Raw genomic sequence first — 22,669 nt, 5'->3', positions numbered from 1 at the left:
ACTGGCGGCCGGAAATCCCCCCGAACCACCAGACGGAGACGCATGTCCGAGATCACGGCCGACACGGTCGCCCATCTGGCCCAGCTGGCCAGGATCGACCTCACTTCCGACGAGATCGGGAGCCTCACCAGGGAGCTCGGCCAGATCGTCGACTCCGTGCGCGCGGTCCAGGCCGTCGCCACGCCCGACGTGCCGGCGACCAGCCACCCGATCCCGCTCGAGAACGTCTTCCGACCCGACGTGGTCGGCGAGACCCTCACGCTCGAGCAGGCGCTCTCCGGCGCGCCCGAGCACGACGGCAGCCGCTTCCAGGTCTCCGCGATCCTGGGGGAGGAGCAGTGAGCGCGCACGGCGACGAGCTCGTCCGCCTCAGCGCGTCCGCCCTCTCCGAGAAGCTGGCCGACGGCTCGGTCTCCTCGGTCGAGGCCACCCGCGCCCACCTCGAGCGCATCGACGCGGTCGACGGAGCGGTCCACGCCTTCCTCCACGTCGCGCGCGAGGGCGCGGTCGCGTCCGCCGAGGCGATCGACCGCCGGCGGGCCGACGGCGAGTCGCTGCACCCCCTCGCTGGAGTGCCTCTCGCGGTCAAGGACGTCATCGTCACGAACGACATGCCGACCACGAGCGGCTCCCGCATCCTCGAGGGCTGGCGCCCGCCCTACGACGCGACCGTCATGCGCAAGGTCCGCGAGGCCGGGCTGGTCCCGATCGGCAAGACCAACATGGACGAGTTCGCGATGGGCTCGACCACCGAGCGCAGCGCCTACGGCCCCACCCACAACCCGTGGGACCTCGACCGCATCCCCGGCGGCTCCGGCGGCGGGTCCGCCGCGGCCGTCGCGAGCTACGAGGCGCCCCTGGCCCTCGGCTCCGACACCGGGGGATCGATCCGTCAGCCCGCGCACGTGACCGGCACCGTCGGCGTGAAGCCGACCTACGGCGGCGTGTCCCGCTACGGAGCGATCGCGCTCGCCTCGAGCCTCGACCAGATCGGCCCCGTCTCCCGGACGGTCCTCGACTCCGCGCTGCTGCACGACGTCATCGCGGGCCACGACCCGCGCGACTCGACGTCGCTGCGCGACTCCTGGCCCTCCTTCGCCGACGCGGTGCGCCGCGCCGACGTGACGGGCCTCCGGATCGGCGTGGTCAAGGAGCTCGACGGCGGCGAGGGCTTCCAGCCCGGCGTGCTGGCGCGCTTCCACGAGGCGCTCGAGATCCTTCAGGGCGCCGGAGCCGAGGTCGTCGAGGTGAGCCTCCCGAGCGTCGAGCACGCGGTCGCCGCCTACTACCTGATCCTCCCCGCGGAGGCCTCCAGCAACCTCGCCAAGTTCGACTCGGTCCGGTTCGGCCTCCGGGTCACGCCGGAGGGCGGCGGCACGGTCGAGCAGGTCATGTCCGCGACCCGCGAGCAGGGCTTCGGCCCCGAGGTCAAGCGCCGGATCATCCTCGGCACCTACGCCCTCTCGGCCGGCTACTACGACGCCTACTACGGCAGCGCGCAGAAGGTCCGGACCCTGGTGCAGCGGGACTTCGACGCGGCCTTCGCGGACGTCGACGTGATCGCCTCGCCGACGGCGCCGACGACCGCCTACCGCCTCGGCGAGAAGCTCGACGATCCGCTGGCGATGTACCGCGGCGACGTCGCGACCATCCCGGCGAACCTGGCCGGCATCCCCGGCATCTCCGTCCCCGCCGGCCTCGCCGACGAGGACGGGCTGCCCGTCGGCATCCAGTTCCTCGCTCCCGCCCGGGAGGACGTGCGCCTCTACACCGTGGGCGCCGCGCTCGAGGCGCTGCTCGAGGAGAAGTGGGGCCGCCCGCTCCTCGCGCAGGCCCCCGACCTGACCCACTCCGTGCTCTCCGCGACCGAGGAAGGTGCCGTCTGATGGCCTCCGCGCACACGTCCGCTCCCGAGCTGATGGACTACGACGAGGTCTTCGAGACCTTCGAGCCGGTGCTCGGCTTCGAGGTGCACGTCGAGCTCAACACGAAGACCAAGATGTTCTCGGACGCGCCGAACGAGTTCGGGTCCGAGCCCAACACGAACGTGACCCCGGTCGACCTCGGCCTCCCGGGCTCGCTGCCGGTCGTGAACGAGCAGGCCGTCCGCTACTCGATCAGCCTCGGCCTCGCCCTGGGCTGCTCGATCGCCCCGTCCAGCCGCTTCGCGCGCAAGAACTACTTCTACCCGGACCTGGCGAAGAACTACCAGATCTCGCAGTTCGACGAGCCGATCGCCTTCGAGGGCTCGGTCGAGATCGAGCTGGCCGACGGCTCGCTCGTGCAGATCCCGATCGAGCGCGCGCACATGGAGGAGGACGCCGGCAAGCTCACGCACGTCGGCGGCGCCACCGGCCGCATCCAGGGCGCCGAGTACTCGCTCGTGGACTACAACCGAGCGGGGGTCCCGCTCGTCGAGATCGTCACGAAGCCCATCTACGGCGCGGGGAAGAGCGCGCCCGAGTACGCGAAGGCCTACGTCGCGACGATCCGCGACATCGTGCTGGCGCTCGGCATCTCGGACGCCAAGATGGAGCGCGGCAACCTGCGCTGCGACGCGAACGTCTCGCTCCGCCCGATCGGCCAGGAGAAGCTCGGAACCCGCACCGAGACCAAGAACGTCAACTCGCTCCGCTCGGTCGAGCGCGCCGTCCGCTACGAGATCCAGCGCCAGGCGGCGATCCTCGCCGCGGGCGGCACGATCACGCAGGAGACGCGCCACTGGCACGAGGACACCGGCCGCACCTCCGCGGGACGGCCCAAGAGCGACGCCGACGACTACCGCTACTTCCCGGAGCCCGACCTGCTCCCGGTGGTGCCGAGCCCCGAGATGATCGAGGAGCTGCGCGCCGCGCTCCCCGAGAAGCCCGCCGACCGCCGCCGCCGCCTCAAGCAGGAGTGGGGCTTCACCGACCTCGAGTTCCAGGACGTCGCCAACAGCGGCCTGCTGGTCGAGATCACCGAGACCGTCTCCGCGGGAGCCGCTCCGCAGGCGGCCCGCAAGTGGTGGACCGGGGAGATCGCGCGCCTCGCGAACGCGGCGGGCGAGGACCCGGCCTCCCTGGTCACTCCGGCGCAGGTCGCCGAGCTCGCCGGTCTGATCGAGAGCGGCACGCTGACCGACCGCCTCGCCCGCGAGGTCCTCCAGGGCGTCATCGCCGGAGAGGGCACCCCGCAGGAGGTCGTCGACGCCCGGGGACTCGCGGTCGTCTCGGACGACGGAGCGCTCATCGAGGCGATCGATGCGGCACTGGCCTCGCAGCCCGACGTGCTCGCGAAGATCCGCGACGGCAAGGTTCAGGCCGCCGGTGCCGTGATCGGTGCCGTGATGAAGGCCATGAAGGGGCAGGCCGACGCCGCCCGCGTCCGCGAGCTCGTGCTGGAGCGCGCGGCCGGCTGAGCCGGTGCGCGGGGAGGTGCGGTCATGAGCGGTGGAACCGGCGACGCGCCCCTTCCCGCGCGGCTCGAGCTGCCGGCGGGCGCCCTCCTGCGTCCCCTCGTCTCGAGCGATGCGGACCTTCTGCACGCGGTGATCGGCGAGCAGCGACCGTGGCTCGCGGCTCTCCTCCGCGGGGACGATCCGGCCGCCCTGCCGTCGGCGTCCCTCGGCGACGACGTACGCGGTCTCCTGCGCCTCGAGGAGGAGTCGCGTGCGGGCAGAGCGCACGCGTTCCTGCTCGTCGGCCCGGACCGCACCGAGGCGCTGGGCGCTCTGAGCGTCCGGCCCGGCGGCGGCGACTCCGCCGAGGCCTCCTGGTGGGTCGTCCCCGCCGTCCGGGGCTCGCGGCTCGAGGAGGAGCTCGACGCCTACGCGCGCCGCTGGCTCCAGCAGCACTGGCCCTTCGACACGGTCACCACGCCCGACAACCACCCCGACGATCCCGCCTCCCTGGCCGGGGCGAACATCGTGGCGCTCGTGCCCGCCGCGCCGGAGCGCACCTCCCTCCCCGACACCGACGCCGCCTCGGCGGCGCTCCTCTGGGCGGAGTACCGCTCCGCGCATCCGGGAGTCGACGAGGCGCTCCCGCCGGTCGAGGCGTTCGGCGACAGCACGGCGATGGCGGACGAGCTGCTGGGCCTCGTGCGGCGCGGAGTGAAGACGGCCACGGCGTCCCTCGCCGAGGAGGGGGCGCCCGTCGCGGGTGACCACTGGATCGTCTGCGACGGCGCGGGAGCGGCGCGTGTCGTCCTCGTGACGGACGAGGTTCGGACCGGTCCGCTCGACTCCGTCGACGACGCGTTCGCCTGGGCCGAGGGCGAGGGGGACCGCACGCGCGCCTCCTGGCTCGACGGCCACCGCCGCTACTTCGCCCGCATCTCACCGGGCGGCATCGGCGACGTGGTCTTCGAGCGCTTCCACGTGGTCTGGCCGGAGGCCGACGCCGAGCGCGCCGCCGCCTTCGCCCGCTCGGTCGGAGCGTTCCGGCCCGAGGAGCTCGACGGGACTCCCTCGCAGACCTAGGGGGTTTCCCGGATGCCCCGCTCAGGCGCCCTGCGCCAGAGTGGAGTCATGGCTACTCTCGTGCGCCCCCGTCGGGGCAGGATCATCGCCGGCGTCTGCGCCGGTCTCGCCCGCCGATTCGGCTGGAGCCCCTTCGTGGTGCGTCTCCTGTTCGTGCTCTCGTGCCTCCTCCCGGGGCCGCAGATCATCGCCTACCTCGTGATGTGGGTGGTCATCCCGAAGCAGAAGTGACCGAGGCCTCCGCTCCGAGCAGCCTCTGAGAGAACGCTCAGCACCCGGAGCGGTGAGAGGCCTACGGTGGCGGTGTGCGTCCGTCGGGCGCCGAGGAGGAGATCATGGGATTCCTGGACCGACTGCTGGGCCGCGACGAGCAGCCCGAGAGCGCACGCCGCTCGACGTACGCGCCGCCGCAGGCCGCGGACCGCAGGCCCGAGTACGGCTCCCCTCCGGCGACGTCTCCGCGCACCGACGATGAGCGTGCCATCGAGCGCTACCGCTACCTCCTCCGCACCGCGCCGCCCGAGGCGATCGAGCAGGTGCACCGCGAGGCCTTCGAGCAGCTGACCCCGGAGCAGCGCCAGCAGGCCTTCCGAGAGCTCAGCGAGGGGGCCCCCGTCGGCGACGCGCCGAAGGACGACGACCCCCGCACGCTCGCCCAGTCCGCCACGCGGAGCGAGCTGCGCCAGCCCGGATTCATGGAGCGGCGCTTCTCCGGCGGCGGAGGCATGGGCTTCGGCGGCGTCCTCGCCTCCTCGATGCTCGGCACGATCGCCGGGTTCGCGATCGGCTCGGCCATCGCGGGAGCGTTCCTCCCCGATGCGGGAGGCGACTACGCCGGTGGTGACGGCGGGGGAGAAGCCTCGGCCGACGGCGGAGCGGATGCGGGAGGTGCGGACGCCTCCGGTGCGGACGCCGGAGACGGCGGCGGCTGGGGCGACTCCGGCGGCGGCGACTTCGGTGGCGGAGGCGACTTCGGTGGCGGAGGCGACTTCGGCGGGGGCGGCGACTTCGGAGGCGGCGACTTCGGCTTCTAGCCTCGTTGCAGAGGGCCCCCGATCACGGACAGTGGTCGGGGGCCCTCGCTCGTTCCGGGCTAGTCCTCGTCGGTCAGCATCGCCTTCACCTGGCGGCGGAGGACCTTGCCGATCATGCTCCGCGGCAGCTCGTCGACGACGGTGATCCGCTTGGGCACCTTGTAGGGGGTCAGCGCCTCCCGGACGGCCTTGCGGGCGGCTGCGACGTCGAGCTGCGCGCCCGGCTCCAGGACGACCGCCGCCGCCACGGACTCGCCGCTGCGCGGATCGGGCAGGCCGACCACCGCCACCTCCTTGATCTCGGGCAGGCGGAGCAGCACCTCCTCCACCTCGGACGGCGAGACGTTGAAGCCGCCCGTGATCACGAGCTCCTTGATCCGGTCGACGATGCGCACGAAACCGTCCTCGTCGATCGTCGCGATGTCGCCGGTGCGGAACCAGCCGTCACCGGTGAAGGTCGCCGCCGTCTCGTCGGGCTTGCGGTGGTAGCCCCGGAACACCTGCGGACCGCGCACGACCAGCTCGCCCTGCTCGCCGGTCGCCACCTCCGTGTCGGGATCCTCGGGATCGACGATCCGCACGTCGGTGCCGGGAAGCGGGAGCCCGACCGTCCCGGCGCGTCGCGTCGGACCGACCGGGTTGGCCATCAGGACCGGAGAGGTCTCCGAGAGGCCGTAGCCCTCGACGAGCGTGCCTCCGGTCAGCGCCTCGAACGTCTCGACTAGCGCCGGGTCGAGCGGCATCGCGCCGGAGATGGCGATCTCGATGCCGCGGAGGGAGACGCCCCGCTGCTGCGCGCTGCGCGCCAGGCGCTCCGCGATCGGCGGAACGGCCGGGAGGAAGGTGGCGGGGTGCTTCTTGACGACCTTCAGCACCAGCTCCGGGTCGAACTTCGGGAACAGCACCAGGCGCGCGCCCATGCTCATCGCGAAGGTGAGGCAGAGCGTCAGCCCGTAGGCGTGGAACATGGGGAGCACCGCGTAGACCACGCAGTCGCCGCGGCGGACCGTCGGCACCCAGGCGCGCGACTGGGCGGCGTTCGCCGTCAGGTTCGCGTGGGTCAGCTCGGCGCCCTTGGGCGTGCCGGTCGTGCCGCTCGTGTACTGGATGACCGCGAGGTCCTCCGCGACCGGGCGCGGGTGCGCCGGGTCGATCCGCCGGCGCAGCAGCGTCTCCCACTCGATCGCGCCGCGGACCGGCCCGGTCAGCGCGGCGCGCGACTCCCGGGCCTTCTTCAGCGGCAGGCGGAGGGCTGCGCGCATCGAGGCGGGCATCGCGCGGGTGAGGTCGACGGCGACGACGGTCTCGACGCCGAGGTCGGCCGGGAGGTCCTGCACCGTCGGCACGACGCGGTTCCAGGCGATCGCGACACGAGCACCGTGGTCCTCGAACTGGTGGCGCAGCTCGCGCGGGGTGTAGAGCGGGTTGTGCTCGACCACCACGGCGCCGAGCCGGAGGACGGCGTAGAAGGCGACGACGTGCTGCGGGCAGTTCGGGAGGACGAGGGCGACAGGATCGCCCGCGCGGACGCCCAGGCGGCGGAGGCCCTCGGCGGCCCGCTCCACCTCGTCGGCGAGCTGGGAGTAGCTGGTCGAACGGCCGAAGAACTCGAGCGCGACCTGGTGGGGATAGCGCTCGGCCGACTCGGTGACGATGTCGACGAGCGAGCCGGTCGGGAGCTCGAGCTCCGTCGGCACGCCGGGCGCGTAGCTGCGGATCCAGGGGCGGGGCGGGTGGGTGCTCACCCGCCCCACTCTAGGAGGAGGTGCCGGGGCTCAGGCTCCCTGAGCCACCGCGTCCTCGATCGGGGTGGGACCGGAGACGATCTCCCACGTCTTCGCGATGGAGGTCGGCTGCGCCAGGGCGGCGATCACCGTGGCGGCGACGTCCGCTCGGGGGATGCTCCCCTTCTCGACGGAGGTGCCGAGCGTGATCGTGCCGGTGCCCTCGTCGTCCGTCAGCCCGCCCGGGCGGAGGATCGTGTAGTCGAGGCCCGAGTCGCGCAGTGCCGCGTCGGCGTCGCGCTTGGCCTCGACGTAGGCCTTCCAGCCCTCCTCCGTGTCCTCGGGGAGCGGCTCGTCCACACCGATCGCGCTGACCTGCACGAAGTGCTGGACCCCGACGATCGCGGCGGCCTTCTGGCTGAGGACGGACGCCCCCAGGTCGACGGTGCGCTTGCGCTCCGGGCCCGAGTCGGGTCCGGCTCCGGCGGTGAAGACCATGCCGTCGACGTGGCCCAGCGCCTCGGCGAAGGCCTCGGGCGTCGTGTCCTCGAGGTCGTGCACGAGCGGCTCGCCGCCCAGCCGGACGATGTCCTCGGCGTGATCAGGGTTGCGGATCACTCCGACCGACTCGTGGCCGGCGTCGTAGAGCAGGTGCAGGATCTGCTGCCCCACCTTGCCGTGGGCTCCGATGACGGCGATGCGTGTCATGGACGTTCCTCTCCTCGTCGGGGCGGGTCGCCCCGTGTTCGTGGTCCCCTCCATCCTGCCGCGGCGTCCCTGGACGCCCCCAGGCCTTGACGGCGTCCGGGCGCCGGGCCGTCAGGCGGCGAGGCGGTCGTCGCGTCCGGTGATGGCGAGCAGGCGGCTCTGGAGGGAGGCGGCGTCGTCGACCGGCACGGGCGCGGCGTAGAGGCCGCTCGCGCGCAGGGTCTCCTCCTGGGGTGCGAAGAGCTCCCAGACCGCTGCGACGAGCTCCTCGTCCAGCCGCTCGTCGCTGCCGGTCGCGCGGGCGAGGTCCCAGGCGTGGACGGTCACATCTGCCGTCTGCTCCTGCAGCAGCTCGACGGCGCTGACGGTGTCGCGCCCCAGCTGCACGGTCGCCGCCGGGTCGACGGTGCGGACAGCGACGCGCAGGCGGTCGGTCACGCGGCGCCACTCGCTCCTCAGATCGGTGGCGACCGACTCGAGGCGCAGCGCCGACTCGTCGCCGCCCGAGAGGAGCGTGTGCGCGCGCTGCTGCTCGCGGACGACGTGCAGCACCAGAGCGCGCGTGTCCCACTCGGTGTCGGGCGTGGGGGCAGACCAGTCCTCGACGGCGCTCAGCCGGAGCTCGAAGGCGCGGTGGGCGCGGTCCTGCAGATCGAGCCAGCGGCTCATCTCGGCGCCGGGGCCGGTCTCGGTGGCGGTGGGGGAGTCGGGCTGCTCGTGCGTCATGGTCTCTCCGGAGCGTCGTGGTGCTCGGGTCAACCGCGAGTGGTCGGCGCTCATTCCCGGCCGGCCCGGGCGCAGCGGCCGGGAAGCCGATGTCGGTGGTGGGTGCGATCATTTCCGGAGGTGTGGTCGAGCAGGACGGAGCGGCGTGAGCAGGCAGGACGGCACGGCGTGAGCGAGCAGGACGGCACCGCGTGAGCAAGCAGGACGGCACGGCGTGAGCGAGCAGGACGGCACGGCGTGAGCGAGCAGGACGGCACTGCGTGAGCAAGCAGGACGGCACGGGGCGGCAGGTCACGACCGAGCCCTTCGACGACCCGCGCGCGAGCATCATGCACATCGACATGGACGCGTTCTTCGCCTCCGTCGAGCTGCTCGACCGGCCGGATCTGCGCGGGAGGCCGGTCATCGTGGGCCACCACGGAGCGCGCTCCGTCGTCACAGCGGCGACGTACGAGGCGCGCCGCTACGGCGTCAACTCGGCGATGCCCATGGCGGTCGCCCTCCGCCGCTGCCCGCAGGCCGTGGTCCTCGAGCCGCACATGGAGCGCTACCGCGAGGCCTCTCGCCGCGTCATGGCGATCTTCGACTCCTTCACGCCGCTGGTCGAGCGTCTGAGCATCGACGAGGCGTTCCTCGACGTCGCGGGTGCCCGCCGCATCTCGGGCTCGCCGTTCGCGATCGGCACCGAGATCCGCCGCCGGGTGCACGCCGAGCTCGGGCTGACCTGCTCGGTCGGGATCGCCAGCACCAAGTTCGTCGCCAAGCTCGCCTCCGGCCGCTCCAAGCCCGACGGTCTGCTGGTCGTCCCCGCCGACGGCGTCCGCGAGTTCCTCGATCCGCTGCCCGTGAGCGCGCTGTGGGGAGTCGGCGCGAGCACGGAGGAGGCGCTTGTGCGCCGCGGTCTGCGCACCGTCGCCGACGTCGCGACCACCCCGCTGCCGTCGCTGGTGTCCGCCCTCGGAGAGGCGACCGGGAGGCGCCTGCACGCCCTGGCGAACGGGGTGGATCCGCGGCCGGTCGACACCCGCCAAATCGAGAAGAGCGCCGGACACGAGATCACGTTCGCCGACGACGTGGCCGACCCCGAGCTCGTCCGTCGTGAGCTGCTGCGGCTCTGCGACAAGGTCGCCGTGCGGATGCGCCGCTCGGGAGTGCGCTGCCGCACCGTCGCGGTGAAGGTCCGCTTCGGCGACTTCAGCACCCTCACCCGCTCCCGCACGCTCGTCGAGGCGACGGACGTGGCCCGCGTCCTCTACGAGGCCTCCTCCGCGCTGCTCGAGGCGGCCAACCCGATGCGGCGGCCCGTGCGGCTGATCGGCGTGCGCGGCGAGCAGCTGGTCGAGGGCGACGACGTCGCGTTCTCCCTGTGGAGCGACTCCGACGACTGGCGCGACGCGGAGCTCGCGGTCGACGGCGTGGCCGCCCGCTTCGGCTCCGGGGCCGTGCGTCCCGCCTCGCTCCTGTCCCGGTCGGCTCCCGAGTCGGCCAAGGGGATCGACCTCAGCGACACGCTCGCTACGCGGAACCGATCGTCAGACTGATCGGGCGGTGGTCGGAGCCGTTCGGCGGCAGGACCGCGACGGTCGCGGCGGTGACACCGTCGGCGAGCGCGTGGTCGAGCGAGACGAGCGGCAGCAGGGACGGCCAGGTCGCCGGGAAGCCGACTCCACCCGTGCGGACGAGACCCGCCTCCGCCAGCACCGGAGCGAACAGGTGGTCGTCCGTCGGCGTGTTGAAGTCGCCGATGACCAGTGTCCGCTCCGACGCGTCGTCTCGAAGAGCGGTGGCGAGGTTCGAGAGCATGGTGTCCCGCTCCTCGTGGTCGCCCGGCCGGAACGAGGCCAGGTGCACCACGAACAGGCGCGCGCTGCCGACCGGCGTGTCGACGTCGACGGCGAGCGCGCGCTCCCAGCCGAGACCGAGGTCGAGCGGCTCCTCGTCGGTCAGCTCGGTCCGGCTCCAGACGCCGACGGTGCTCGAGACGGACGAGTACGGGTACTCGTCGGCCAGCTCGGCGTCGACCGCGTCCACGGCGTCTCCGTCGAGCTCCTGCAGCGCGATCACGTCGGGGCCGCGGGCGGCGAGCGAGGCGGCCAGCCCACCGGCGTCGCTGCTCGTCTCGATGTTCTGGCTGACGACGGTGAACGAGCCGGAGCGCACGGCCGGCGCCGGAAGCGCGACCGGCAGCACCAGCACGCCGTAGACCATCGCCAGCACGGTGACCGCGGCCGCCGTCCGGCGCGACCGGAGGGCCGCCGCGGCCGCGATGAGGAGCAGCACGAGGAGCCCCGTCCACGGGATCCCGACCTCGAGGACCGACAGCCAGCCGATCGGATCGGGCAGCGCGCGGTGGAAGGCGAGGAAGGCGGCGAGCACGAGGCTCGCGACCGCCACCGCGGCCGAGCGCACGGGGCGGCGGCGGCGGGTGCGGGCGGACATCCGTCGATCATGGCAGCAGGTCCCCGGAGGTCCATGGACGAGTCCTGTGCGCCCCGGCGGGCCGCTTGTCGCCGCGGAGAGCCGCGGAGTACCGTCGCACCATGCCCAACATCGCAGTCTCCCTGGCCGACACCGTCACCACCGCGGGTACCGCGACGATCTACGGCGAGCCCGTCACCGTCGACGGCGTCTCGCTCGTCCCCGTCGCCCTCCGCTGGTTCGGCTTCGGCGGAGGCAGCGGCTCCGAGGACGGCCAGGAGGGCGGCGGCGGAGGCGGCGGCGGCGGCGCCACGGTCATCCCGATCGGCGCGTACATCAAGGACGACCTCGGCCTGCGGTTCCAGCCGAACGTGATCTCGGTCCTCGCCGTCGGCATCCCCTTCGTGTGGGTGACCGGCAAGGCCCTCGCGCGCATCATCCGCGCCCTCAAGAAGTAGCCGGAGCGGCCCCGCGTCAGCTGGCGCGCTGCTGGCGCGCGGGGTACCACTTCTTCTTCGTCCGGCCGAAGCCGACGATCAGACGCTCGGCGTCGTCCGGCCGGCGGGGGTCGTAGATCACCGCGGCGGGCTCACCGGCCATCCACGCGTCCCCCCGCTTCAGCGGGTACTTCTGCGCGCGCTTCTCCACACCCTCGGCGGTCCGGTAGACGACCAGGAGCCTGCCCAGATCCCGTGCCGAATCGCGATCGCCGCGTGCCGGATCCGGCCCGACGACGCGCGCGGGCACCCGCGTGCCGTAGCTGAGCAGCTCGCGGCGGATCCGCGCACGGCGCTGCCAGAGCAGAGCCTGCAGCAGAACGATCAGCAACACGGCCAGGACGACGACCACCGACCACGACATGACGTCTATGATTGCCGACGAACACGGGAGTCCGGTGCACCGGGCTGAGAGGAAGGCAGCAGCCTTCGACCGTCGAACCTGATCTGGGTCATGCCAGCGAAGGAACGTTTCGATCTCCTCTTACCAACCCGTGCCCTCCATTCGCTTCCACGAAAGGGCACGTCAGTGCAGAACACGAACGCGCAGAACACGAACGCGCAGAACACGAACGCGCAGAACACGAACGCGCAGAACCTCACCTCCTCCGCCCCGGCCCGGCGCGATCTGCGCTGGCGGGTCGTCGACATCGTGGTGGCGAGCGTCGTCGCCGTCGCGAGCGGGATCGTCTTCTGGGCCTGGGGCCTGGCGACGAACGTCCTCGGCCTCGCCTTCGAGTTCCTGCCCGGGCTCGGCGGGCTCCTCGGCGGCGGCTGGCTCTTCGCCGGCGTCCTCGGCGGCCTGATCATCCGCAAGCCCGGAGCCGCGCTCTACACCGAGCTGGTCGCCGCGGCCGTGTCGGCTCTGATCGGCACCCAGTGGGGCTTCACCGTGCTGATCTCCGGACTCGTGCAGGGACTCGGCGCGGAGATCGTCCTGGCGCTCTTCCTCTACCGCAGCGGCCGTCCGCTCGTCGCGATGCTGGCCGGTGCCGGTGCCGGGCTGGCCCTCGCGATCAACGACCTGCTGTCGTACTACGCCGTCAACGACGCGCTCTTCAAGACCGTCTACGTCGCCTCCTCGATCGTCTCGGGCGCGCTCCTGGCCGGGCTGCTGTCCTGGTTCGCGGTGCGGGGGCTCGCGGCCTCGGGAGCGCTGGACCGCTTCGCCTCCGGGCGCGAGGGCCGGACGGTCGAGGGAGCCGGCGCGGGCGCTCGATGAGCGGCGCTTACGTCCGGGCGCGGGGCTGGAGCTGGCGGCACGCGGGACGCTCCCGCGACGCCCTCTCCGGCCTCGATCTCGCGCTGGAGCCGGGGGAGCGCGTGCTGCTCCTCGGCCCCTCCGGCGCGGGAAAGAGCACGCTGCTGCACGCCCTGGCCGGCGTCCTCGGCGGGGAGGAGGACGGCTCCGCGGCGGGCGAGCTCGAGATCGACGGAGCCGCGCCGCTCACCCGGCGCGGTGTCGCTGGGCTCGTGCTGCAGGATCCGGACACTCAGGCGGTCCTGGCGCGGGTCGGCGACGACGTCGCGTTCGCCTGCGAGAACCTCGGCGTGCCGCGCGAGGAGATCCCCGCGCGGGTGCGGGAGGCACTCGGCGACGTCGGGCTCGACGTGCCGTTGGACCACTCCACCTCGGCGCTCTCGGGCGGGCAGAAGCAGAGGCTCGCCCTGGCGGGTGTGCTCGCCATGCGTCCGCGGCTCCTGCTCCTCGACGAGCCCACCGCCAACCTCGATCCGGACGGTGTACGCGAGGTGCGGGCGGCGGTGGAGCGCACGGCCGCCCGCACGGGGGCGACGCTGATCGTCGTCGAGCACCGGGTCGACGTGTGGGTCGGCCTCGTCGACCGGGTCGTGGTGCTCGGGCGGGACGGCGCGGTCGTCGCCGACGGCGCTCCAGTCGAGGTCCTCGATCGAACGCACGACGTGCTCCGCGCCTCCGGCGTCTGGCTGCCCGGTGACACCCCCGCCCGGCGCGGGGCGAGCGTGCTGCCCTCGCCCGCCGCCCTGAGCGCGCACGACCTCGCCATCGGCCGGCCCGTCCTCGGGCGCCGCCGCTCGACCATCGTGGCCTCGGGGCTCGAGCTCGCCGTCGACTCCGCGCGGGCCACGGCCGTGCTGGGACCCAACGGCGCGGGGAAGTCGACCCTCGCGCTCACGCTGGCCGGTCTCCTGCCGCCGGTCGCGGGGCGGGTGACCGCCTCCGAGTCGCTCCGCGCCGGTGCGGGCCCGGAGCCGATCCGCTGGACCTCGGCTCAGCTCGCCGGACGGATCGCGATGGTGTTCCAGGAGCCGGAGCACCAGTTCCTCACCGCTCGCGTGCGCGCCGAGCTCGCGCTGGGCGCCCGCGACGAGACGGAGCGGCATCGGGCGGAGGAGCTCCTGGAGCGCCTCGGCCTCGCGCACCTCGCCGACGCCAATCCGTTCACCCTCTCCGGAGGCGAGAAGCGGCGCCTGGCCGTCGCGTCCGCCCTCACCCGGTCGCCGTCCGTGCTCGTCCTCGACGAGCCGACGTTCGGGCAGGACCGCCTGACCTGGGAGGTGCTCGTCGACCTCCTCGCCGAGCAGCGCGACGCGGGCACGGCGGTGCTCGCCGTCACCCACGACGAGGCGCTGGTCGCCGCCCTCGCCGACTCGGTCGTCACCCTCGGCGCCCGCGAGGTGGTGTCGGGATGACGCTCCTCGACTCCGTTCCCGCGCGCAGCCGGATCGCCCGGGCCAACCCGGTGGCCAAGCTCCTCGCCAGCCTGGTCATCGCGTTCGCGCTCCTCCTCACGGTCGATGCGGTCTCCGCGGCGACGGCGCTGGCGCTCGAGCTGCTGGTTCTGCCCTTCGCGGGGCTCCGGGCGGGCGAGCTCGTGCGGCGGACGGCTCCCGTCTGGATCGCGGCTCCGCTCGCCGGCCTCTCGACTGTTCTCTACGGTCGCGACAGCGGCGCCGTCTTCGCGGAGTTCCTCATCGTCTCGGTCACGGAGGGATCCGTCGCCCTCGGGCTGGCCATCGCGCTGCGCGTCCTGGCGATCGGACTGCCGAGCGTGGTCCTCATCGCCACCACCGACCCGACGGACCTGGCGGACGGCCTCGCGCAGATCCTGCGCCTGCCCTCGCGCTTCGTGCTCGGCGCTCTCGCCGGCATGCGGCTCGTCGGTCTGCTCGTCGACGACTGGCGCACCCTGTCGATGGCCCGCCGGGCCCGTGGGGTCGCCGACGGCCGCGGGCCCGTCGAGGCGCTCCGCAGCCTCGCGGCCCGCACGTTCTCGCTGCTCGTGCTGGCCATCCGGCGGGGGAGCAGGCTCGCGACGGCGATGGAGGCGAAGGGCTTCGGCTCCGGCGTCCCGCGCACCTGGGCGCGGCAGTCGCGCCTCGGAGCCGGCGACCTCCTGCTGCTCGCGGGCGGAGTGCTGATCGCTGCCGTCGCCGTGACCGCCGCCGTCGTCACCGGCTCCTGGAGCTTCGTCCTGCATGGCTGAGCGGATCCTGCCGCTGACGGATCACACGGCGGGCGACCTCGCCCGCTCCGTGATCGCGCGGCGTCGTCGGACGGTGCTGCTGGACGGACCGAGCGGCTCCGGCAAGTCGACGTTCGCGCGCGCGCTGGTCGAGCAGCTCCGTCTCGCGCCGGCGGCATCGTCGGTCGCGCTCGTGCGGATGGACGACCTCTACCCCGGCTGGACGGGCCTGGACCGGGCGTCGCGGGAGACGGCCGGGACGCTCGTCCGCCCCCACGGCCTCGGCCTCGCGGCGCACTGGCGGCCCTGGAACTGGGCCGCGGGGACGACGGCCGGGCGCCGCGTCGTCCGCGAGACGCTTCTCGTGCTCGAGGGCTGCGGATCGGCCGGCGCCGCCGCGCGCCGCCACGCCGATCTGGTGGTCTGGCTCGAGGCCGACGACGAGGTGCGGCGCGTGCGCGCGCTCGAGCGCGACGGCGAGCTCTTCGCTCCGCACTGGGACGCCTGGGACCGCGACTTCCGCTCCTACTGCGCTCGGGAGCGGCCCCGGGAGAACGCCGACCTCGTGCTGGACACGGGCGGCGGGGGAGCGGAGCGCGGCTGAGGGGTCCCCTCCGAGCGCGGCGACGCGCGGATGCCGGTGGGGGGCTCTCCCTCGGCGGCGATCAGGCCCAGCCGAGCTCGTGCAGCCGGTCGTCGTCGATGCCGTAGAAGTGCGCGATCTCGTGGACGAGGGTGACGTGGATCTCGTCGCGCAGCGCGTCCAGATCGTCGCACGCGGCGAGGTGCGGCTCGCGGAACAGCACGATGCGGTCGGGCATCTCGCCGAAGCCGTAGCGCTCGCGCTCGGTCAGGGCGACGCCGTCGTAGTAGCCGAGCAGATCCAGGGTCCCGTCCTCGGGCCGGTCCTCCACGACGAAGACGACGTTGTCGAGCCCGTCGACCATGTCGTCCGGGAGCGCGTCGAGCTCGGAGATCACCAGGGCTTCGAAGGCGTCCTCGTCCAGCTCGAGCATCCGGGACCTCTCTGCGTCGGCGATCGCTGCCGGTCGCCGGATGTGCGAAGAGGCCCGGAGTCGGAACTCCGGGCCTCTTCCGCTGCATGCACAGCCACTGGGGTGAGTAACGGGGCTCGAACCCGCGACCTCCTAGACCACAACCAGGCGCTCTGCCAACTGAGCTATACCCACCAGGAGCGTGTTCCGGCGGGGTGACCCGCCGAAGCAACTGTACGAGAGTACTACATCCGCGAGGCGAACTCGTCCACGACGGCGGCCGACACGGCCTGCACCTCGGCGGTGCTCGGCCCCGGCTGCTCCACGAACACGGCACGGCGGTAGTACTGCAGCTCTCGGATGCTCTCGAGGATGTCGGCGAGAGCGCGGTGTCCGCCGTGCTTCTTGGGCGCGTTGAAGTAGATGCGCGGGAACCAGCGCCGTGCCAGCTCCTTGATCGTGCTGACATCGACGTTGCGGTAGTGCAGGTGGCCGTCGAGGCGCGGCATGAACTTCGCGAGGAAGGCGCGGTCGGTGCCGATCGAGTTGCCGGCGAGGGGGGCCTGCTGCTCCGCCGGGACGTGCTTCAGCACGTACTCCAGCACCTCGTACTCGGCCTCCGCGACGCTGACGCCGGAGGGGATCTCGACCAGCAGCCCGGAGGTCTCGTGCATCGACCGGACGAAGTCGCCCATGTTCTCGAGCGCGGTCGCGTCGGGCCGGATGACGAGGGAGAGCCCCTCGTCGAGCGGGTTCAGCTCGAAGTCGGTGACGACGACGGCGATCTCGACGAGCTCGTCGACGGAGAGGTCGAGCCCCGTCATCTCGCAGTCGATCCAGACAAGACGGTCGGGGGCGCTACTCATGCGGGGCAGTCTATCGGCGGCCGCCGACACCCGGTCCGGCCGTCCCGCTCCTCCTACACTGGACCCTCGTGATCACGCTCGCCTGCTGCCTCCTGATCGTCAACGCCGTGTGGAACGCGATCGTCTGGCCGCCCTTCCTCCGCCGCGTCCGCAAGGACCCGCGGGCGCGCGACGCGGACGGCCGCGCGACGACCTTCCTCCGCGTGCACACGGTGCTCATCGGCGTGTCGCTCGCCCTCGCCGTGGTCTCCCTGGTCGTGGGAGTGCTGGGACTCGTCCGGGGCGCCTAGGCCCCGGCGGGCGCGGCCTCTGCGCTTCGGTATCGTGGTCGCAGTCCGCCCCCGTAGCTCAGCGGATAGAGCAGGAGCCTTCTAATCTCTTGGTCGCAGGTTCGATTCCTGCCGGGGGCACTGTTCCCGGGGATCGGGCGACCATCAGCAGAGGTAGAGGGCGGCGAACCATCGTTTACTCATCGCAAACGCCTCTGCGCGCGGGCGCGGGCCCGCTCGTCGCGGATCGGCGCAGGCGGTAGACGAGCTCGGGGTCGTGGCGCAGCGCGGCCTCGTCGTCGAGGAGCCGGCCGAGGCGCTGGTAGAAGCGCGCGGGGCTGCCGAAGCGGGAGCGGATCGCGACGTCGCCGGCGGCGCCGCCGGGCTGGGCGCGGACGAAGTCGAGGAGCTCGGCGTCAGTCACGGGCGACGTCCGCCGCGGCCCCGCTTCAGGTCGCCGTGCTGGCCGGGCACCTCGTGGCTGTAGAGGTAACGGCCGGTGTCCGGGTTCACCATGACCTGGCCGTCGCGCCAGGCGAGCAGCCACGGCGCCTCCTCGCCCGCGTTCCGCCAGGCCCGGACGAACGGGTCGCCGTCCTCGTCAGGGCGTTCGGGGTGGTTCGGATCGAAGCGGGTCACCGATCTAGCCTGCGGTCGACCACCGACACTCTGCGCGGCACCGTCAGGTGATCCGTCGCCCGCCTCGCCACGTCTCGCAGTGGTATCGATCGGGGGAGGCTCCTTCTGAGGCTGCCTCCGTGACCGACGACTCCGCGTCCTCGCGCGTGCTGTAGATCCCGACCACGGACGGGCCCTCGGCCCACAGCCGAGTGACCAGGACGAGATGGTGCTCTGCTTCGCTCATCCCTCGAGGATGGCCCCCGGTCATGGCTGTCGGAGGACGAGGCGCGATCCGCGGTCGGGGTGGCACGCAGCTCAGACGGCGCGAGCGACTGCCGACGCTGCTACATGCGCGCAAGCAGCTCGGCCTTCTTCGCCGCGAACTCGTCCTCGGTGAGGACGCCGGCGTCGCGCAGGCCCGCGAGCTTCTGCAGCTGATCGGCGAGGTCCGGAGCAGCGGGCGCCGCGGTCCCCTGGTGGGCGGCGTGGATGGCCTCGTTCACGGCCTCGGCGAACTGCTTCGCCTCGTCGTTCTGCTTCGAGTAGAAAGTCACCGCGTTCTCGTCCTGCTGGATGGTCTGCGTCTTCCCTGCGAACTTCTTCTGCGCGTCACCCGGCACCGTGAGCTGGATGTAGCCGACGGTGAGTCCGCCCTTCTTGTACTGGATCGAGGAGACGACGGCGATCGGCAGCTGCTTCTCGGTGCCGCGGGCGCCGGAGAAGACGGCCGCGCCGAGGCCCTTCCGCGTGATGCTGATGCTGCGGCCGTCGAACGTCATCGCGCCGTTGCTGCCCTTGAAGCTGATGTCTGCCATGAGATCCCCCTGTGTCGGTTCGGTGCGGCGAGCCTACCGAGCGCCGTCGCCGGACGCGTCACCCGCGGCCGCCCGCGACGGCCCCCGCTGCTGCACGACGAAAGCCCCCCTCGCCGCTCCGAGAGGAGGGCGAGGGGGGGCAGACCGGAAGCCGCGAGGCTCAGTAGGGCAGGAAGCGGAAGTTGTCGAAGCGGACGATGCGGTCGCTGCGGCCGATGAATCCGAAGCGGGTGTTGGTGCTGCCCGACGGGTTGGGGACGGAGTGCACGGTGACGCCGTTGATCTTGAACACGAGCGCGGTCGCTGAGCTGTCGACCGAGAGGACATCTCCCGCGGTCGGTGCCGTGGTTGAGGTCCACAGGTTGACGTACGCCCCATCGACGCGCCGGTTCACCTTGTAGACGTTCGCAGGGGTGGAGCCGGTCGTGGTCTTGTCCAGGAGGAGCACGTACTGGGTCTGCGTGGTGGGTGAGGCCAGTGCCACGAGTCCGCCGTACGCGTCACCGGTCGCGGCGATCGCGGCGATCGTGACAGAGGCGACACCGTAGGCGGTGCCGGCGTCGATCATCGCGTTCCCGGTGCTGCTCGACCGGGACAGCGCCGAACTCGAGCTGATCCCCCACGTGACCGGTCCGGTGCCGGTGGCGATCATGGTCTCCCACGTCTTCTCGCCCTGCTCGGTCGCTCCGAGCGTGGTGGTCGAGTCGGGACGGTTGAAGCTGTCGACGACTTCGACCTTGGGGACGAACTTCGGGAGGGTGAGGTCGGTGAACGCGACGGGCAGGGTCTGCCGGTATCCGGTGGGCATCAGGCTGTAACTCCCAGGTTGTCGGTGATGAAGCCCGCGGTCGCGGTCCTCGTGTTGGCGAGCGCGGCGACCGCGTTGCCGCGGAGGTCGTTGCCCTTGATGACGGTTCCCGCGTCGGTGTTCGTGCCGGAGAGGCGGACGCCGTTCTGCTGCATGGCGGCGTGGAGGCCGTACACCTCGTTGTCGCGCACGGTCAGCAGGGACGCGGCCGCGGTGGAGGCGAACGTGATGCCGTCGCGGTGCTCGGCGGTCACCTCGCGACCGTTGTCGCGGATCACGTTCCGGGCGATGAGCAGGCGGCGCGCCTGGTCCACGGACTGCACGAGCACTCCGGACGAGCCGTTGTCCTCGATCACGTTCGCGTCGACGGTCCACGCGTCGATGACGCCGCAGTCGGGCGAGAAGCGCACCCCGGCGCCCTTGTTCCCCGCGATGCGGTTCCCGGTGATGCGGTACGGGCCGTTGGAGGCGGTGTCCACGCGGATGCCCTCGGCGGTGTTGTTGAGGACCTGGCAGCCGGATACGGTGCCGTTGCGGCCGGCGGCGGTGATGAGGACCGTCTTCTCCCACCACATGCCGACCTCGTTGCCGACGAAGTGGCTGTTGGCGATGATCGCGCCGCCGGTGCCGCAGTCGCGAAAGCCGCCCCAGTTCCCGGACGCCCAGCAGCCGATGATGCGCAGGCCGATCGGCCAGTTCGGCGACGGGATGACGGCGCTGGTCTGCTTCTCGAGGAAGAAGCCGAAGAGGGCGTTGTCGTTCGCCGTGCAGTTGAGGTAGGTGACGGACTCCCACGCGAAGCCGCCCGTGCCGTAGCCGAAACCGGACGCGCCCGAGACGGTGTGCTTGTCGGTGATCCCGGACGCGGCGACGCCACGGCCGCAATTGAACGCTCGACAGTTGACGAAGTACGAGTCCTGCAGGTGGTCCACTCCGAAGCCCGTGGACCACGTGTTCCGCACGGTCACGTTCTCCCACACGGCGCGGCGCAGGAACGTCGCGTAGAAGCCCTTCACCCGGGTCGTGTACCCCATGCCGAGGCCGGTGGCCGCGTCGATCTCCTGCGTCTGCGCGGCGCCGTCGACGGTGAAGTCGTTGAAGCGGACGTCGTCGAGGAACTGGTCCGGGCTGGTGGTGCTGCCCGTGTACGCCTGGTAGATGAACGCCTGGCCGCCCTCGGGGAGGAAGACGGTCTCACCGCGCGAGTATCCGCGGATGCCGACCTTCGAGTAGAGCGGCAGCCGGCCCGTGATCCGGTAGCGGCCGGGCGGGACGTTCACCTGCACGGGGCCGACGAACGCTGCGAGGTCGCGGGCCTTGAGCAGCGCCGTCTTCATCACTGCGGTCGCGTCGGCGACGCCGTCGTTCGGGAACGGCACACCGACGGGCAGCACGTCGCGGACGTCGACCTGCGCGGCCGTCCCGAAGCGCGCCTTCGACTGCGGGATGAAGCGGCCGTCGAAGCCGACCGCGAGCTCGGACACGCGGTTCTCGGGGTCGATGAGCGCGTGCGCGAAGTCCGAGCCGGGCTTCATCGTCGCGAAGGCCGGGAACTTCACCTCCGGGTGCAGCTTGATCCAGGTCGCGCCGGACTGGTCGACTCCGCGGGAGATGTACCCGGCCTCGTCGGTCTCGACGTACACCCAATCGGAGATCACCGCCTCCGGCAGCCGCTCGTCGTCGGCGGACAGCAGGTTCCGCGCCTCGACTTCCACGCCCACAGCCGTCGTCGCCGCCGCACGGACGGTCTCGTCGGACGCGATCGCGGCGGCCGCGACGGGTGCGATGCGTTCGTCGACCGCCTGCTGCGTCTCGGTGCCGTCCTTGCGGATCAGCGCCGCAGCGGTTCCGTCGCTGACGGCTTGCATATCACCGAGGGGGGTCATGGCGGTCATGCGGTTTCCTTCCCGAGAAGCCAGAGACGAGGCAGGTCGCCGGAGATGTCGAAGTAGGCGACGTAGTCGCGGTCGGGCGGCCCGAATCCCCAGGAGACGACGCCGGGAGGTGCGGGCTGGACGAGCAGCTCCCCGATCGGTCCGCCACCTCGAGGGACACGCAGCTTCGCGCGGAGCCGCTGGTAGGCGGGCGCTTGTCCTGCGACCAGCCAGATGGCGGTGACCTCGTACCAAGACGCGGGGGCGAGGAACGTCGTCTCCCACAGGTCGACGCGGAACTGGCCGTACTGGTCGGGCGTCACCTCGACGGGTTCGGTGACGAGGATGCGCTCGTCTTCGGCGGCAGGCCCGGAGAGCGTGAACCGCAGCCGCAACCGTCGACCCGCGAGGGATCGGAGTCCGCAGTCGGTGATGGTGCCGTATACGGGCGCGAGTGCCATGACGTCCTCCGGTGGGGTGGTTGCAGACTTCGAGGCGGACACCGGCGATCGCAGACCCAGCGTGTCGAACGCGGCGACTCGAATCGTGACAGTGGTGTCGTCGCCGAGCCCGGTCGCTGTCCACTTCGGGGCGGTGACAGCGATCGTCGCCCTGCCGGTCTGGTAGACCTCGTAGTAGCTGATCGGGTTGTCGGCGGCGCTTGCGGTCCACGTGAACGTGATCGACTCGCCGCGCACGGTGGGTGTGCCGATGACGGGGCGGCCGGGCGCTCCGGGCGGTGTCTCCGGTTCGGGTGCGGCATCGGTGGAAGCGACGACGAGGGCGGACTTCGGGGAGCGCCGATCGTCCGTGTCGACCGCGACGACCTGGACGCTGATCGAAGACGACGGGGGCACGTTGAGCGCGGAGTACGACGGGGTGAGCGACGTGACCGGTTCGGTCGCGCCGTCCACGTACACGTCGTAGGAGGCGATCGGTGAGGCGCCGGCCGTCGCCGTCCACGTGAAGAGGACCGTGCTGCCGTCGACGGTGGGCGTACCGATGACCGGCTTCGTGGGAAGGGCCGGGTCGACGGGAGTCTCCGGCTCACCGGGCACCTCCGGCTCTTCCGGCTCTTCCGGTTCTTCCGGCTCTTCCGGTTCCTCGACAGGAGGCGTCTCGCCCGCTGCGGGAGTCGTGAAGGAGACGGGGGCCGAGAACGTCTCGGCGCCGTCGAACCGGTTGGAGGACACGGCCACCGTGTACGCGGTCGCCGGGGTGAGCTCGAGCAGCTCCGCGCCCGGCTCCTCCACGGCCGCCGCGATGACGTCGCCGTTCAGCCGCACCCGGTAGCCGAGCGAAGTCGGGCCGCCCCATGTGAGGAGGGCACCCGTCGACCAGAACTCGGCCACTGCGACCGAGCCGGGCGCAAGCGGCGGGGTGGGCGGTGGGACTACAGCCCCGCC

General features: G+C 72.2%; 27 protein-coding genes, 2 tRNA genes and 1 riboswitch. Of the genes, 14 read left to right on the top strand and 15 right to left on the bottom strand.

The genetic code is table 11. The features are described 5' to 3' along the window. Nucleotides 1-42 precede the first annotated feature (42 nt). From gatC to C5C95_RS06370, 6 genes are all read left to right on the top strand, one after another. A complete protein-coding gene (gene gatC / locus C5C95_RS06395; RefSeq protein ID WP_104223877.1) occupies nucleotides 43-342 on the top strand; it encodes an Asp-tRNA(Asn)/Glu-tRNA(Gln) amidotransferase subunit GatC in 300 nt (99 codons plus the stop codon). Continuing rightward, nucleotides 339-1,886 carry an Asp-tRNA(Asn)/Glu-tRNA(Gln) amidotransferase subunit GatA gene (gatA, locus tag C5C95_RS06390; protein WP_104247609.1) on the top strand — a complete coding sequence of 516 codons (1,548 nt, stop codon included), beginning with the start codon at nucleotides 339-341 and terminating at the stop codon, nucleotides 1,884-1,886. The genes gatC and gatA overlap by 4 nt, the downstream gene beginning before the upstream one ends. Next, complete coding sequence (gatB, locus tag C5C95_RS06385; RefSeq protein WP_104283580.1) at nucleotides 1,886-3,400, top strand: Asp-tRNA(Asn)/Glu-tRNA(Gln) amidotransferase subunit GatB; 1,515 nt, start codon at nucleotides 1,886-1,888, stop codon at nucleotides 3,398-3,400. Before gatA ends, gatB begins: the two co-directional genes overlap by 1 nt. Before the next feature lie 24 nt (nucleotides 3,401-3,424). Then, nucleotides 3,425-4,462 carry an ASCH domain-containing protein gene (locus C5C95_RS06380; protein ID WP_104324071.1) on the top strand — a complete coding sequence of 346 codons (1,038 nt, stop codon included), beginning with the start codon at nucleotides 3,425-3,427 and terminating at the stop codon, nucleotides 4,460-4,462. A gap of 48 nt (nucleotides 4,463-4,510) precedes the next feature. Beyond that, complete coding sequence (locus tag C5C95_RS06375) at nucleotides 4,511-4,693, top strand: PspC domain-containing protein (protein WP_104223873.1); 183 nt, start codon at nucleotides 4,511-4,513, stop codon at nucleotides 4,691-4,693. Between the two features lie 104 nt (nucleotides 4,694-4,797). Next, nucleotides 4,798-5,496, top strand: coding sequence for a hypothetical protein (locus C5C95_RS06370; protein ID WP_104324103.1), 699 nt, complete (start codon nucleotides 4,798-4,800; stop codon nucleotides 5,494-5,496). A gap of 59 nt (nucleotides 5,497-5,555) precedes the next feature. Here the strand turns inward: C5C95_RS06370 and C5C95_RS06365 are convergent, their stop codons facing one another. The 3 genes from C5C95_RS06365 to C5C95_RS06355 form a co-directional block, all read right to left on the bottom strand. Next, the gene (locus tag C5C95_RS06365) at nucleotides 5,556-7,241 is read right to left on the bottom strand and encodes a long-chain-fatty-acid--CoA ligase (RefSeq protein WP_104324070.1); all 1,686 of its coding nucleotides are present in this window, start codon (nucleotides 7,239-7,241) and stop codon (nucleotides 5,556-5,558) included. Nucleotides 7,242-7,271: 30 nt separating this feature from the next. Then, on the bottom strand, nucleotides 7,272-7,928 hold the full coding sequence (locus C5C95_RS06360) for an SDR family oxidoreductase (RefSeq protein WP_104223727.1): 657 nt from the start codon (nucleotides 7,926-7,928) through the stop codon (nucleotides 7,272-7,274). 111 nt (nucleotides 7,929-8,039) lie between these two features. Next, nucleotides 8,040-8,654, bottom strand: coding sequence for a TIGR03086 family metal-binding protein (locus tag C5C95_RS06355; RefSeq protein WP_258059445.1), 615 nt, complete (start codon nucleotides 8,652-8,654; stop codon nucleotides 8,040-8,042). A 260-nt stretch (nucleotides 8,655-8,914) separates the two neighbouring features. On the opposite strand from C5C95_RS06355, the gene dinB reads away from it, so the two are divergent. Next, complete coding sequence (gene dinB / locus C5C95_RS06350; protein WP_104223726.1) at nucleotides 8,915-10,195, top strand: DNA polymerase IV; 1,281 nt, start codon at nucleotides 8,915-8,917, stop codon at nucleotides 10,193-10,195. Here the strand turns inward: dinB and C5C95_RS06345 are convergent. Continuing rightward, nucleotides 10,170-11,093 carry an endonuclease/exonuclease/phosphatase family protein gene (locus C5C95_RS06345; RefSeq protein WP_104226744.1) on the bottom strand — a complete coding sequence of 308 codons (924 nt, stop codon included), beginning with the start codon at nucleotides 11,091-11,093 and terminating at the stop codon, nucleotides 10,170-10,172. The two genes, dinB and C5C95_RS06345, sit on opposite strands and share 26 nt — an antisense overlap. 101 nt (nucleotides 11,094-11,194) lie before the next feature. On the opposite strand from C5C95_RS06345, the gene C5C95_RS06340 reads away from it, so the two are divergent. Then, a complete protein-coding gene (locus C5C95_RS06340; protein WP_104324069.1) occupies nucleotides 11,195-11,530 on the top strand; it encodes a hypothetical protein in 336 nt (111 codons plus the stop codon). A gap of 16 nt (nucleotides 11,531-11,546) precedes the next feature. On the opposite strand, the gene C5C95_RS06335 is transcribed toward C5C95_RS06340, so the two are convergent. Then, nucleotides 11,547-11,933, bottom strand: coding sequence for a DUF3592 domain-containing protein (locus tag C5C95_RS06335; protein ID WP_104223723.1), 387 nt, complete (start codon nucleotides 11,931-11,933; stop codon nucleotides 11,547-11,549). Nucleotides 11,934-11,947: 14 nt separating this feature from the next. Then, nucleotides 11,948-12,055, top strand: a riboswitch (TPP riboswitch). A 43-nt stretch (nucleotides 12,056-12,098) separates the two neighbouring features. Between C5C95_RS06335 and C5C95_RS06330 the strand changes: the two genes are divergently transcribed. From C5C95_RS06330 to C5C95_RS06315, 4 genes are read left to right on the top strand one after another with little or no spacing between them, the layout of a single operon-like run. Beyond that, nucleotides 12,099-12,791: an ECF transporter S component gene (locus C5C95_RS06330; RefSeq protein WP_374953318.1), complete on the top strand. Its 693-nt coding sequence runs from the start codon at nucleotides 12,099-12,101 to the stop codon at nucleotides 12,789-12,791. Beyond that, nucleotides 12,788-14,242 carry an ABC transporter ATP-binding protein gene (locus C5C95_RS06325; RefSeq protein ID WP_104232520.1) on the top strand — a complete coding sequence of 485 codons (1,455 nt, stop codon included), beginning with the start codon at nucleotides 12,788-12,790 and terminating at the stop codon, nucleotides 14,240-14,242. Before C5C95_RS06330 ends, C5C95_RS06325 begins: the two co-directional genes overlap by 4 nt. After that, nucleotides 14,239-15,036 (top strand): energy-coupling factor transporter transmembrane protein EcfT, encoded by a 798-nt coding sequence (locus tag C5C95_RS06320; RefSeq protein WP_104232521.1) that lies wholly within the window; start codon nucleotides 14,239-14,241, stop codon nucleotides 15,034-15,036. The genes C5C95_RS06325 and C5C95_RS06320 overlap by 4 nt, the downstream gene beginning before the upstream one ends. Further along, a complete protein-coding gene (locus C5C95_RS06315; RefSeq protein ID WP_219814744.1) occupies nucleotides 15,029-15,619 on the top strand; it encodes an AAA family ATPase in 591 nt (196 codons plus the stop codon). The genes C5C95_RS06320 and C5C95_RS06315 overlap by 8 nt, the downstream gene beginning before the upstream one ends. 61 nt (nucleotides 15,620-15,680) lie before the next feature. Here C5C95_RS06315 and C5C95_RS06310 read toward each other — a convergent pair whose 3' ends face one another. The 3 genes from C5C95_RS06310 to orn all read right to left on the bottom strand — a co-directional run bounded on the left by C5C95_RS06310 (nucleotide 15,681) and on the right by orn (nucleotide 16,876). Continuing rightward, complete coding sequence (locus C5C95_RS06310; RefSeq protein WP_104223719.1) at nucleotides 15,681-16,031, bottom strand: metallopeptidase family protein; 351 nt, start codon at nucleotides 16,029-16,031, stop codon at nucleotides 15,681-15,683. A gap of 98 nt (nucleotides 16,032-16,129) precedes the next feature. Beyond that, a tRNA-His gene (locus C5C95_RS06305) sits at nucleotides 16,130-16,205 on the bottom strand. 50 nt (nucleotides 16,206-16,255) lie between these two features. Continuing rightward, on the bottom strand, nucleotides 16,256-16,876 hold the full coding sequence (gene orn / locus C5C95_RS06300) for an oligoribonuclease (RefSeq protein WP_104223718.1): 621 nt from the start codon (nucleotides 16,874-16,876) through the stop codon (nucleotides 16,256-16,258). A 68-nt stretch (nucleotides 16,877-16,944) separates the two neighbouring features. On the opposite strand from orn, the gene C5C95_RS06295 reads away from it, so the two are divergent. Together C5C95_RS06295 and C5C95_RS06290 are read left to right on the top strand one after the other, a co-directional pair. After that, nucleotides 16,945-17,166, top strand: a complete 222-nt coding sequence (locus C5C95_RS06295) for an SCO4848 family membrane protein (RefSeq protein ID WP_104223717.1) — start codon at nucleotides 16,945-16,947, stop codon at nucleotides 17,164-17,166. 47 nt (nucleotides 17,167-17,213) lie between these two features. After that, nucleotides 17,214-17,286, top strand: a tRNA-Arg gene (locus tag C5C95_RS06290). Between the two features lie 55 nt (nucleotides 17,287-17,341). On the opposite strand, the gene C5C95_RS06285 is transcribed toward C5C95_RS06290, so the two are convergent. The 7 genes from C5C95_RS06285 to C5C95_RS06260 form a co-directional block, all read right to left on the bottom strand. Then, the gene (locus C5C95_RS06285) at nucleotides 17,342-17,569 is read right to left on the bottom strand and encodes a DUF3263 domain-containing protein (RefSeq protein WP_104324068.1); all 228 of its coding nucleotides are present in this window, start codon (nucleotides 17,567-17,569) and stop codon (nucleotides 17,342-17,344) included. Continuing rightward, nucleotides 17,566-17,784 carry a hypothetical protein gene (locus tag C5C95_RS06280; protein WP_104324067.1) on the bottom strand — a complete coding sequence of 73 codons (219 nt, stop codon included), beginning with the start codon at nucleotides 17,782-17,784 and terminating at the stop codon, nucleotides 17,566-17,568. The genes C5C95_RS06285 and C5C95_RS06280 overlap by 4 nt, the downstream gene beginning before the upstream one ends. Nucleotides 17,785-17,827: 43 nt before the next feature. Next, complete coding sequence (locus C5C95_RS17110) at nucleotides 17,828-18,010, bottom strand: hypothetical protein (protein WP_146087061.1); 183 nt, start codon at nucleotides 18,008-18,010, stop codon at nucleotides 17,828-17,830. Nucleotides 18,011-18,110: 100 nt separating this feature from the next. Next, nucleotides 18,111-18,581, bottom strand: coding sequence for a DUF4429 domain-containing protein (locus tag C5C95_RS17800; protein ID WP_104324066.1), 471 nt, complete (start codon nucleotides 18,579-18,581; stop codon nucleotides 18,111-18,113). A gap of 160 nt (nucleotides 18,582-18,741) precedes the next feature. Next, nucleotides 18,742-19,389: a hypothetical protein gene (locus C5C95_RS06270; protein ID WP_104324065.1), complete on the bottom strand. Its 648-nt coding sequence runs from the start codon at nucleotides 19,387-19,389 to the stop codon at nucleotides 18,742-18,744. Next, the gene (locus C5C95_RS06265; protein ID WP_104324064.1) at nucleotides 19,389-21,284 is read right to left on the bottom strand and encodes a right-handed parallel beta-helix repeat-containing protein; all 1,896 of its coding nucleotides are present in this window, start codon (nucleotides 21,282-21,284) and stop codon (nucleotides 19,389-19,391) included. Before C5C95_RS06265 ends, C5C95_RS06270 begins: the two co-directional genes overlap by 1 nt. Beyond that, nucleotides 21,281-22,615 carry a fibronectin type III domain-containing protein gene (locus tag C5C95_RS06260; protein ID WP_104324063.1) on the bottom strand — a complete coding sequence of 445 codons (1,335 nt, stop codon included), beginning with the start codon at nucleotides 22,613-22,615 and terminating at the stop codon, nucleotides 21,281-21,283. Before C5C95_RS06260 ends, C5C95_RS06265 begins: the two co-directional genes overlap by 4 nt. Nucleotides 22,616-22,669 lie beyond the last annotated feature (54 nt).

This window comes from Rathayibacter sp. AY1B7, assembly GCF_002932735.1.
GTDB lineage: Bacteria > Actinomycetota > Actinomycetes > Actinomycetales > Microbacteriaceae > Rathayibacter.
Note: the sequence above shows the minus strand (reverse complement) of the source record. Positions and strands in the feature narration are given on the sequence as shown.

Coding starts and splice junctions, on each gene's coding strand:
- gatC (WP_104223877.1), top strand. CDS start 43: ATGTCCGAGATCACGGCCGACACGGTCGCCCATCTGGCCCAGCTGGCC.
- gatB (WP_104283580.1), top strand. CDS start 1,886: ATGGCCTCCGCGCACACGTCCGCTCCCGAGCTGATGGACTACGACGAG.
- C5C95_RS06380 (WP_104324071.1), top strand. CDS start 3,425: ATGAGCGGTGGAACCGGCGACGCGCCCCTTCCCGCGCGGCTCGAGCTG.
- C5C95_RS06375 (WP_104223873.1), top strand. CDS start 4,511: ATGGCTACTCTCGTGCGCCCCCGTCGGGGCAGGATCATCGCCGGCGTC.
- C5C95_RS06370 (WP_104324103.1), top strand. CDS start 4,798: ATGGGATTCCTGGACCGACTGCTGGGCCGCGACGAGCAGCCCGAGAGC.
- C5C95_RS06360 (WP_104223727.1), bottom strand. CDS start 7,928: ATGACACGCATCGCCGTCATCGGAGCCCACGGCAAGGTGGGGCAGCAG.
- C5C95_RS06355 (WP_258059445.1), bottom strand. CDS start 8,654: ATGACGCACGAGCAGCCCGACTCCCCCACCGCCACCGAGACCGGCCCC.
- C5C95_RS06345 (WP_104226744.1), bottom strand. CDS start 11,093: ATGTCCGCCCGCACCCGCCGCCGCCGCCCCGTGCGCTCGGCCGCGGTG.
- C5C95_RS06340 (WP_104324069.1), top strand. CDS start 11,195: ATGCCCAACATCGCAGTCTCCCTGGCCGACACCGTCACCACCGCGGGT.
- C5C95_RS06335 (WP_104223723.1), bottom strand. CDS start 11,933: ATGTCGTGGTCGGTGGTCGTCGTCCTGGCCGTGTTGCTGATCGTTCTG.
- C5C95_RS06325 (WP_104232520.1), top strand. CDS start 12,788: ATGAGCGGCGCTTACGTCCGGGCGCGGGGCTGGAGCTGGCGGCACGCG.
- C5C95_RS06320 (WP_104232521.1), top strand. CDS start 14,239: ATGACGCTCCTCGACTCCGTTCCCGCGCGCAGCCGGATCGCCCGGGCC.
- C5C95_RS06315 (WP_219814744.1), top strand. CDS start 15,029: ATGGCTGAGCGGATCCTGCCGCTGACGGATCACACGGCGGGCGACCTC.
- C5C95_RS06310 (WP_104223719.1), bottom strand. CDS start 16,031: ATGCTCGAGCTGGACGAGGACGCCTTCGAAGCCCTGGTGATCTCCGAG.
- orn (WP_104223718.1), bottom strand. CDS start 16,876: ATGAGTAGCGCCCCCGACCGTCTTGTCTGGATCGACTGCGAGATGACG.
- C5C95_RS17110 (WP_146087061.1), bottom strand. CDS start 18,010: ATGAGCGAAGCAGAGCACCATCTCGTCCTGGTCACTCGGCTGTGGGCC.
- C5C95_RS17800 (WP_104324066.1), bottom strand. CDS start 18,581: ATGGCAGACATCAGCTTCAAGGGCAGCAACGGCGCGATGACGTTCGAC.
- C5C95_RS06270 (WP_104324065.1), bottom strand. CDS start 19,389: ATGCCCACCGGATACCGGCAGACCCTGCCCGTCGCGTTCACCGACCTC.
- C5C95_RS06265 (WP_104324064.1), bottom strand. CDS start 21,284: ATGACCGCCATGACCCCCCTCGGTGATATGCAAGCCGTCAGCGACGGA.